Origin of the sequence: uncultured Agitococcus sp. (assembly GCF_937920075.1) — a bacterium.
GTDB lineage: Bacteria > Pseudomonadota > Gammaproteobacteria > Pseudomonadales > Moraxellaceae > Agitococcus.
Genome location: NZ_CALETI010000402.1, coordinates 1 through 9,108, shown reverse-complemented (window position 1 = coordinate 9,108; position 9,108 = coordinate 1). Strand labels below are relative to the sequence as shown.

Sequence of the window (9,108 nt, the reverse complement as noted above, 5' to 3'; positions counted from 1 at the left end):
AACCATGTTCGAAATGTCAGTTGCCTATAGTTATCTGACAGCACTAAGCCTTGCGATGGTCACGGTTACATTCATTCTTTTACGCGAAGATCAACAAACTAGGAGACGATTGGAAAAGCGTCAATATATTGAACACACACCAGTCTACAAGGATGATCAGCAACAATGTTCTAGCCGATAATTTATAATAATTTGGACAACCAAAGAGGCATGCTAAGCATGCTTTTTTTGTATTCATTTTCTGCAACAAAGCTTTTACAGACTGATCTACAATTGTGCTAGGATACGGTTGTCTTAATTTTCATCATTATACTGTGGGCATATGTCATGAAGCTTTCTTCTCTACCTGTCGTTAAGTTACCGATCGTTGATCTAAGCACTGATCCACTTGATTTGTTAGTGGCAGGTTTGGCGTTACGTATGAAGCAATTGGCACGTACTAGCCCAAAGTTTATTGAGTTGGTTCATGACCGTGAATTCCGTATTCAAATTGGTACAGATTTAGGCTTGGCACGTCAGATTATTGTCAACCGTGGCAAGATTGATACTGTTGCGGGTAGCCCTGAAAAAGCTGATTTTATTTTGCAATTTGCTTCAAGTGAGCAAGGCGTAAAAACTTTGGTGAAGGGTGATCCAACTGCATTCATGACAGGTATGCAAGATGGCAGCATTAAAATGGAAGGTGATTTTGGCTTGTTAATGTGGTTTAACAATGCCGCCAAATATTTGCAGCCTGATATTCCTAAACCAGTGCGTAAGGCGGTAAAATGGGTTAAAGCGAAACGTCAAGCATTAGCTTAATTGTTTGTGCTAAATGGTGGTGTGTGATGTCGCTCTTGCATGATAAAACTGTCGCAGAGGCTCGGCGTAATCAAGCGGCACGAGAGCAGGGCTATCGTGCCAAAGCCTTAAAAATGTATCCTCATGTGTGTGGCCGTTGTACACGTGAGTTTGACTTGAGCAATTTGCATCTGCTCACCGTGCATCATCGTGACCATAACCATGATAACAATCCCGAAGACGGTAGTAATTGGGAGTTGTTGTGCGTGTATTGCCATGATGAAGAGCATTCAAAGCAGCTTTATCAATCAACATTTGTGCGTGAAGCACCACGACCAGTTGCGACAGGCAAAGCCCTCGCAGGATTAGCCGATTTGCTAAAAGCTAAGCAGTCTTAAAACCACCAGCGTACACCAGCCAACCATGTTGTTTCGTGGTTGGTTTGGCCTTGCTGAGCGCGTAAATCGGCTGTTTTTCCAAAAAAATCGTGTTGTTGTATGCCTAGATAAGGGGCAAAACGACGAGTAAGATCATAACGTAAGCGTAAGCCCGTTTTTAGCTCGGTTAAACCTTTGCCTTGAAGTTGGGCTATATTTGTATGGCTTGCTAAATTGGCGTTGATACTTGATTGTAAAACCCAATGTTGAGTAAGACGAAAATCATAGTGACCTTCAAAGGATAATAAACTATGGCCTTGCTCATTTAATAATAAATTGCTTTCTACTTCAAAACGATAAGGCATTAAACCGTTAACATTCAGCTTTAACCATGTTTGTTCGGATTGATAAGCAACACCCCACTCATAGCTCCAAAAACTATCTAGAGGTTTTTGCCAAGCTAGACTGATATCTTGATGAGAGCCTTGCTGATTATGTTCAATATCCCATGTTAAACGTAAGCGTTGACTATCCGAACCATACCACGCCACACCTTCGCTGACGGTGGTGTTTTCATCGTCCTTGAGTTGTTCGAGTTGATTGATGCGCACACTCCACGCCGCATGATTGTGCATAGTGCCTGTATGACTAGAAACACGACCTTGAGAATAGTCAGGATTACGTGCATCAGCAGGAGCATTGCCACCTTGCATACTACTCATGTCATGATTCATATTATCATGGTTCATGCTGCTATGATTATGCTCAGATGTGCTAGGATTTGCTTCTTGGCTGTTATGTTGATGTGTTTCAGGCTGAGTTATTTCGGCCATTTGGTGCTGACTATGCTCATCATGTTGATGATTGTCGGCACTAAATGCGATTGAGCTAACTAAAGAAATGGGTAATAAAATTAGATACTTCATTATGTTGTTCTCATAGGATAGATGTGGTGCTTTTTTTCTCATTTAAACCTCACCCCAGCTTTCATTGCTAAGTTCCCTCTCCCTTTGGGAGAGGGTTAGGGTGAGGGTTTAATCCACAACCACTTCTCTAAACATACCTGACTCCATGTGATAGGCTAAATGACAATGCCATGCCCATCGACCTTGTTCACCAGTGACATCAAATGACACTTTTTGTGCTGGCTGAACCAAAATCGTATGTTTGCGTACTTGTAAGTCACCGTTTGGACAACGTAAATCACTCCACATACCATGCAAGTGCATAGGATGGGTCATCATGGTGTCATTGACTAAGCTAATACGCACACGTTCATTAACACCAATATGCACAGGTTTGGCTTCAGGATAAGGCACACCATCAAAACCCCACACATAACGCTCCATATTGCCTGTTAAGTGCATTTCAATTTCGCGTGTTGGTTCTTCTTCGTCCTCTCTTAGCTCATCAAAACTATATAAGTCGGCGTAAGTTAAAACTTTTCTTCCGTTATTACGCAAATTAACCCCAGCATCATCCAAATTGGTGCGCGGATAATCGACACGCATATCGGTTGTCCAGCTATATTCAGTGTGGGCATGATGTGCAGGTTCATCGCCTTGCATATCACCCATCATATCGGTCATGGTTAACCATTCGGCTTTATCTATCGCAGGAATAGGTGCGCTTAAACCGTGTTGCACTGCTAATGTGCCGCTAATAAAACCTGAACGAGCAATATCTTGGGCAAACAGGGTATAGGCATCAGCTTGGGGTTTGACTAAGACATCATAAGTTTCAGCCACGCCAATACGGATTTCATCAACCGTCACAGGTTCAACTAAACCGCCATCCGTGCCAACGACGGTCATGTCTAATTCGGGAATACGAAAATCAAAAATACTTTGCGCACTGGCATTAATAATTCTTAGGCGCACGGTTTCGCCACGATTAAATAACGCTGTCCAATTAGCAGCACTGGTTGAGCCATTTAATAAATAGGTGAACGTGCTAACGCCTGATAAGTCGGTAAAATCGGTAGGACTCATGCGCATCTGATTCCACATTTGGCGTTTGGCAAAGGCGCGTTTTAAGCCAAGCTCGCGAATATCGTGCCACAATTCTTCAAAAGTGGGTTGTCGGTAATTATCAAAATGGCTTTCACTTTTTAAATAACGTAATAAATCAGCAGGGTTTTGGTCTGTCCAATCGGACAAAATTAACACATGTTCGCGATCGGCTTTAATTGGGTCTCCTTCAGCAGGTTCAATAATCAAGGCGCCATACATGCCTAATTGTTCTTGCCAACCTGAATGAGAGTGATACCAATAAGTGCCACTTTGTATGAGTGGAAATTGATAACGAAATGTTTGTTGCGGTTTGATGCCTGCAAAACTTAAATGCGGCACACCATCCATATTCGAGGGTACTAATAAGCCATGCCAATGAATCGAGCTGTCTTCATGTAATTGATTATAAACATCAATAGTCACCGTTTCGCCTTCTTTCATATACAGCGTTGGTGCAGGTGTTGAACCATTGACGGTCACGGCTTGCCGTGTTTTTCCTGTAAAATTGATGTCTTGGCGGCCAACGGTAAGTTTAAACTGATTGCCACGCAAAATCGGTTGATAATGAGCTTGGCGCGGTTGCGTTTTGGCCAGCGCATGACGAGAGATGCCCATACTTGCAACGGCAATTCCTGTAGAGCAGCCTGTAATAAATTGACGACGATTGAGAGCAAACATGGGTGATTATTCCGTTTAATGTCAGGCTTGAGTGTTTAACACTCAAGCGCTGTTAGCAATTATTCGTCACAACAAGGATGTTGATGTTCACAACACGGTTGATGGTCTTCACAACAATCCGCGGCATACACTGAAGTAGAAAACATACCCAACATTGCCAATAACATTAACATTTTATTCATCGTATTCGCTCCAAAATACGCCATAATCGGCCTGTTTACTGTAGTCCTTAAAGTCGACTTTAAGGTCAAGTTCAACAGTTGTGTATGTTACAAAGAGAATACAGATCATGCAGTTAAAAATTGGCGAGTTGGCACAAAAGACTCATGTGAGTACTGCAACCCTACGTTATTATGAGCAATGTGGTTTATTAAGCCGTGCCAATAGAGCGGATAATGGCTATCGTTATTATCCTGTAGAGGCGATACAACAAATTGAATTTATTAAAAAAGCCCAACAGTTAGGTTTTTCTTTGCAGGATATTGCGACTATTTTACAAATTAGACAAACAGGTCAAGCACCTTGCCACGTTGTCAAACATCTGTTGACCGAAAAAATAGCACAAGTACAAAATCAATTAGAGACCTTAAAACACTTAGAAGCAGAATTGTTATATTATCAACAGCAATGGCAACAAGAAGCCAATGTATCAAATGCTACTGGTTCTATTTGCCATTTGATTGAAGAAATCAGCATAAAAAATTAACTACATGGAGTCAAGAATGTTTAAAAGTTTAGCTGCCGATGCTTTGGGTTTGAGTGATATTGGTAAGATTATTCCCCCTGCTGAGTTTGATAAAACCGACGTTGATGATTATGTTTTTCATGAAGACAATGAAGAAATTTTTGTGGTCATCAAGTCTAAAATGGATGAATACTGTTTTACCAATTTGGCCTTTATTCACTTAAATGGCAATTTGGCAATTAGTAAAAAACGGATGTTAAATCGTTATTTATACAAACATTACAGCATTAGTGATGTACGAATGGAAACGGCGGGGACAGTCGATTTAGATGTGGAGTTGAAGTTTAAGTTAGGTGGGGCAGAGTTTTCGGTTGATATTGATAAAAAACAAATCACCCAAATTAAAGCGATTTATAAAGCCTTATTTGCCATTAGTGAGCGTTGCAAAGAAATTGATCGTGATATGCACGTTTTGCAACGTACTCATGATGTGGTTAATGCCATGTTTGTATTGCGTGAATTGCCCGAAAATGTGGTGTTGAACTTGCCTGATATTATTAATCAAACAGTGATTCAGGTTGAGTCTGGTTATCACGATAGACGCAAAGCCATTCAACAATATGATTTTGGTAGTGTGTTTAAGAAGTTTTTGCCGCGTTGAGTAGGATGGGTTGAGGAACGAAATCCATCGTTTTTGATGTATAAAACGTGGGTTTTCGTCAATTCATGCAATGCTTGTTAATTGACGTAATGAATATCAAACCGCCACATACTTTGGTGCATTGGGCAGCCAACGTTGTACTAAGGCTTGGGCATTATGCGGATTATCTTTAAGTAAATTACGCGCCAATTGTTGCGCAGTTTTTAATAGCTGTTGATCGCGAGCTAAATCAGCCACTTTAAACTCTACCAAACCTGTTTGTTTTGTCCCCAATACTTCACCCGGCCCACGCAACTCCAAATCTTTTTCGGCAATCACAAAACCATCCGTGGTGGCACGCATAATCGCCAAACGTTCTTGTCCCATGTGTGATAACGGTGGTTGATACATCAACACACAATAACTCACCGTACTACCACGACCAACCCGACCACGTAATTGATGCAATTGCGCCAAGCCCAAACGCTCGGCATTTTCAATAATCATCAATGACGAATTTGGCACATCAACACCAACTTCGATCACTGTTGTTGCCACTAACAAATCCAAATTACCCTGTTTAAACTCAGCCATAATCGCTTGTTTTTCGCTGGCCTTTAACTTGCCATGCACCAAGCCTAAACGCAGTTCGGGCAATTCTTGTTGTAATTCCTCATAAATCGCTTGGGCAGCTTGTGCTTCTAATTGTTCCGATTCTTCAATTAAAGTACATACCCAATACGCTTGTTTACCTGTTTGGCAATTGGCTCGAACACGCTCAATCACATCAGCACGACGGGCATTAGGTAAAGCAACCGTAGTGACAGGCGTACGATTAGGCGGCAACTCATCAATGACCGAGGTATCCAAATCACCATAAGCACTCATGGCTAAGGTGCGTGGAATAGGGGTGGCGGTCATAATTAATTGATGTGGACACATGCCCCATTGTTCACCTTTTTGGCGTAAAGCCAAGCGTTGTTCGACACCAAAACGATGTTGTTCATCAATAATCACCAACCCCAAACGACCAAACTGCACACTTTCTTGAAACAAGGCATGTGTGCCCACAACAATATGTGCCTCGCCACTCACCACAACGGCAAGCGAGGTGTTACGTTCTTTAGTGCCTTGTTTGCCACTTAACCAAGCAACTTTAAAACCTAATTGGCTAAACCACTGATTAAAATTAATAAAATGTTGTTCGGCTAAAATTTCAGTCGGAGCCATTAACGCAACTTGCCAACCTTGAGCAATCGCATGACAAGCCGCCAATGCCGCCACGACGGTTTTTCCTGCACCCACATCCCCTTGCACTAAACGTAACATCGCTTGGGCTTGTTGTAGGTCTTGGGCAATCTCTTGCCACACGCGCCGTTGAGCATTGGTAATGGTAAACGGTAATAAACTTAAAAACTGAGTAGCTAACGGGCAATCTGCCGCTAACACAGGTGCTTTTAAAATTTGCACATGCTGACGACGTTGCGCCAAACTAATTTGATGGGCGGCTAATTCTTCAAAAGCTAAACGTTGTTGAGCAGGGTGGACACGCAGCAATAAAAGCTCACGTTTAATGTGATTGGGCGGATTATGTACCGTGTGCAAGGCTTGTAATAAATCAAAACGTTGATTAATAAAGGGGGGGAGTAGTTCGGGCAATGATTGGGGCGTAGCAAATACTAAAGCATCACCGACTAATTGTCGCAAACGCACTTGGGTTAAACCTTCAGTAGTGGGATAGAGTGCTGTGAGTTTGGCATCAGGTAAAGGTTCATTAACGCGCACCGCTTTATATTCAGGATGATACATCTCTAAGCCGCTTGCCCCTAAACGCACTTCACCAAACACCCGCAAACGAGTATTACGTTTAAAATGTTCTTTTTGTTGGGGATAAAAGTGGTAAAAGCGTAAGGTAATTTGCCCTGAACCATCACTCAAACGCACGGCTAAAGATTGACGTTTGCCATTTTGCACATCACAACTCAGCACTTCGCCTTCTAACAACACACTCGCGCCGCTTCTGACCACATCAATCGCAGTAATATGGCTTCGATCTTCATAATCACGCGGCAAATGAAATAGCACATCTTGTAAGGTGTATAAGCCCAATTTGGCTAACTTATCGGCGAGCATCGTGCCCACGCCTTTAAGCTGTTGTACGGACATATGTGCTAAATGTTGGCTCATAGGCGGTTGTTCCTTGAATCAAGTCCCCCTCGTCAGTGAAGCATTTTTTTGGTTTTGACTTCGCTCAACCAACGAAAAATGCACCCTGAGCGGAGTCGAAGGGGTATTTTAAAGGGCAAAACAAAACGATAAGTTATATCATTCGGAATAAAGTTCCAATTGTTTAAGTCCTTGTATTAAAGCATAAATTGCCTGCCGTCGTGGAAAACGTCTACGCCAAACAGCCATAATTTGTCGCGTGGGTGCAGGATTTAGGCTTTTATAACTTAAACTTTGATTGACTAAATAAGGCACACTCATCGCAGGAATCAGTGTTAAGCCTAAACCATTGGCCACCATAAAGCGTAGCGTTTCTAAAGAGTTGCCATTATTGAGCTTGGGATTGTTCATCGGGCAGGTTGCTAAACTCTGATCTCTAAAACAATGACCTTCACCTAACATCAACATCGGTGCATCAGCGAGCAGATGACTATCAATGTGTGTTTCGCTTACCCACGGATGTTTTTGTGGCATTAATAATAAAAATTCTTCTTGCCACAAATCCACACTTTGGCATTCGGGCAATTCAAAGGGCGCAGCGACTAAAATCACATCTAATTCGCCATTGGCCAACTTGTCGCTTAAAACGTGGGTATAGTTTTCTTCTAAATACAATAATAATTGTGGTGCACTTTGATGCAAGGCAGGAATCAAACTGGGAAACACATAGGGGGCAACAGTAAAAATTGCACCTAAACGTAAAGGTTGGGCAAATTCATCACGTTGTGCTTGTGCCATTTGTTTAAGTAAATCAGCTTCGTGCAGTACCACTTTGGCCTGAGCAATGATAGGCTCTGCTGCAGGTGTAATCAGTACATCATGGCGATGTCGCTCAAATAGCACGAGATTAAGTTCATCTTCGAGTTTTTTGATGGCAATACTCAGTGTCGGTTGCGAGACAAAACACGCGGCTGCGGCTTTAGCAAAATGGCGCAATTCGGCAAGAGTGACTAAATAGCGTAGGTCGGTTAGGGTCATAGTTTTTAAGAATTAGTTTTTAAATATTGATTGTTTTAGTTTATGAGTGAATAGTAAAGATGGCAAATATATTATTAATTGGCTGTGGTGATGTGGGTTTACGTTTGGCTAACAAGCTAATTAGTATCGGTCATCAGCTAACGATTATCAAACGTTCGCCTTTAGAACTGGCAGGTGCAACGGTGATTACTCAAGATGTGAGTCAGCCTTTTAGCTTGTCCTCGTTGTCGCCTGATTATGTCTTTGTTATTTTAAGTCCAAGTGCATCAACCCCTGAAGCCTACCAACAGGTGTTTATTGATGGCTTAAAAAATATTGCCCAAGCCTTGGCTCATCATCAGCCTAAGCGTGTGTTTTTTGTCTCATCAAGCAGTGTCTTTGGTCAGGATGCAGGGCAGTGGGTCGATGAACAAACGCCGCCCGAAGTGGCGGGTTTTAATGGTCAGATTTTGTTGCAGGCAGAAGCCTTATGTTTGCAAACATGGCCAAGCACGATATTACGATGTGCAGGTATTTATGGTGAAGGGCGTTTGCGTTTAATTAATTGGCTAAAAGCGGCAAAACCTGTAGAAACAGGCTTGTGGTCAAATCGTATTCATATTGATGATGTGGTGGGCATTTTGTTGCATTTGTTGGCGGTTGCCCAAACGGAGCAAAGCTTATCTTATGTTTATTTGGGGGCAACTAACAGCAGCTTGAAAAAGTATTAAAACCTACCTATTTAGTGTATTT

The 9,108-nt window shown here is 42.1% G+C and carries 10 protein-coding genes and 1 pseudogene; 6 read left to right on the top strand and 5 right to left on the bottom strand.

Annotated elements, in window-relative coordinates:
* The 3 genes and pseudogenes from Q0212_RS14035 to Q0212_RS14025 form a co-directional block, all read left to right on the top strand.
* Positions 1–181 (top strand): annotated as a pseudogene (locus Q0212_RS14035) (hypothetical protein); the annotation flags it as partial.
* Between the two features lie 146 nt (positions 182–327).
* The gene (locus tag Q0212_RS14030; protein WP_297926582.1) at positions 328–801 is read left to right on the top strand and encodes an SCP-2 sterol transfer family protein; all 474 of its coding nucleotides are present in this window, start codon (positions 328–330) and stop codon (positions 799–801) included.
* Positions 802–827: 26 nt separating this feature from the next.
* Complete coding sequence (locus Q0212_RS14025; RefSeq protein ID WP_297926580.1) at positions 828–1,178, top strand: YajD family HNH nuclease; 351 nt, start codon at positions 828–830, stop codon at positions 1,176–1,178.
* Here Q0212_RS14025 and Q0212_RS14020 read toward each other — a convergent pair.
* The 3 genes from Q0212_RS14020 to Q0212_RS14010 all read right to left on the bottom strand — a co-directional run bounded on the left by Q0212_RS14020 (position 1,175) and on the right by Q0212_RS14010 (position 4,029).
* Positions 1,175–2,083 carry a copper resistance protein B gene (locus tag Q0212_RS14020; protein WP_297926578.1) on the bottom strand — a complete coding sequence of 303 codons (909 nt, stop codon included), beginning with the start codon at positions 2,081–2,083 and terminating at the stop codon, positions 1,175–1,177. The genes Q0212_RS14025 and Q0212_RS14020 overlap by 4 nt on opposite strands.
* A 108-nt stretch (positions 2,084–2,191) precedes the next feature.
* A complete protein-coding gene (locus Q0212_RS14015; RefSeq protein WP_297926576.1) occupies positions 2,192–3,847 on the bottom strand; it encodes a copper resistance system multicopper oxidase in 1,656 nt (551 codons plus the stop codon).
* Between the two features lie 59 nt (positions 3,848–3,906).
* Entirely contained in the window at positions 3,907–4,029 is a 123-nt protein-coding gene (locus Q0212_RS14010) for a hypothetical protein (protein WP_297926572.1), read from the bottom strand.
* A 107-nt stretch (positions 4,030–4,136) separates the two neighbouring features.
* Here Q0212_RS14010 and Q0212_RS14005 point away from each other — a divergent pair, with 107 nt between their 5' ends.
* Both Q0212_RS14005 and Q0212_RS14000 read left to right on the top strand, forming a co-directional pair.
* Positions 4,137–4,553, top strand: a complete 417-nt coding sequence (locus Q0212_RS14005) for a MerR family transcriptional regulator (RefSeq protein WP_297926570.1) — start codon at positions 4,137–4,139, stop codon at positions 4,551–4,553.
* 16 nt (positions 4,554–4,569) lie between these two features.
* Positions 4,570–5,193 (top strand): PH domain-containing protein, encoded by a 624-nt coding sequence (locus tag Q0212_RS14000; RefSeq protein WP_297926569.1) that lies wholly within the window; start codon positions 4,570–4,572, stop codon positions 5,191–5,193.
* 96 nt (positions 5,194–5,289) lie between these two features.
* On the opposite strand, the gene recG is transcribed toward Q0212_RS14000, so the two are convergent.
* Positions 5,290–7,359 carry an ATP-dependent DNA helicase RecG gene (gene recG / locus Q0212_RS13995; protein WP_297926568.1) on the bottom strand — a complete coding sequence of 690 codons (2,070 nt, stop codon included), beginning with the start codon at positions 7,357–7,359 and terminating at the stop codon, positions 5,290–5,292.
* 138 nt (positions 7,360–7,497) lie between these two features.
* Positions 7,498–8,376, bottom strand: a complete 879-nt coding sequence (locus tag Q0212_RS13990; protein WP_297926567.1) for a LysR substrate-binding domain-containing protein — start codon at positions 8,374–8,376, stop codon at positions 7,498–7,500.
* 59 nt (positions 8,377–8,435) lie between these two features.
* On the opposite strand from Q0212_RS13990, the gene Q0212_RS13985 reads away from it, so the two are divergent.
* A complete protein-coding gene (locus Q0212_RS13985; protein WP_297926566.1) occupies positions 8,436–9,086 on the top strand; it encodes an NAD-dependent epimerase/dehydratase family protein in 651 nt (216 codons plus the stop codon).
* Positions 9,087–9,108: the final 22 nt, after the last annotated feature.

What these genes read in the sequence shown, in the direction of transcription:
- Q0212_RS14005 (WP_297926570.1), top strand. Translation starts at nt 4,137, where the DNA reads ATGCAGTTAAAAATTGGCGAGTTGGCACAAAAGACTCATGTGAGTACT.
- Q0212_RS13985 (WP_297926566.1), top strand. Translation starts at nt 8,436, where the DNA reads ATGGCAAATATATTATTAATTGGCTGTGGTGATGTGGGTTTACGTTTG.
- Q0212_RS14030 (WP_297926582.1), top strand. Translation starts at nt 328, where the DNA reads ATGAAGCTTTCTTCTCTACCTGTCGTTAAGTTACCGATCGTTGATCTA.
- Q0212_RS14015 (WP_297926576.1), bottom strand. Translation starts at nt 3,847, where the DNA reads ATGTTTGCTCTCAATCGTCGTCAATTTATTACAGGCTGCTCTACAGGA.
- Q0212_RS13990 (WP_297926567.1), bottom strand. Translation starts at nt 8,376, where the DNA reads ATGACCCTAACCGACCTACGCTATTTAGTCACTCTTGCCGAATTGCGC.
- Q0212_RS14025 (WP_297926580.1), top strand. Translation starts at nt 828, where the DNA reads ATGTCGCTCTTGCATGATAAAACTGTCGCAGAGGCTCGGCGTAATCAA.
- Q0212_RS14000 (WP_297926569.1), top strand. Translation starts at nt 4,570, where the DNA reads ATGTTTAAAAGTTTAGCTGCCGATGCTTTGGGTTTGAGTGATATTGGT.
- recG (WP_297926568.1), bottom strand. Translation starts at nt 7,359, where the DNA reads ATGAGCCAACATTTAGCACATATGTCCGTACAACAGCTTAAAGGCGTG.
- Q0212_RS14010 (WP_297926572.1), bottom strand. Translation starts at nt 4,029, where the DNA reads ATGAATAAAATGTTAATGTTATTGGCAATGTTGGGTATGTTTTCTACT.
- Q0212_RS14020 (WP_297926578.1), bottom strand. Translation starts at nt 2,083, where the DNA reads ATGAAGTATCTAATTTTATTACCCATTTCTTTAGTTAGCTCAATCGCA.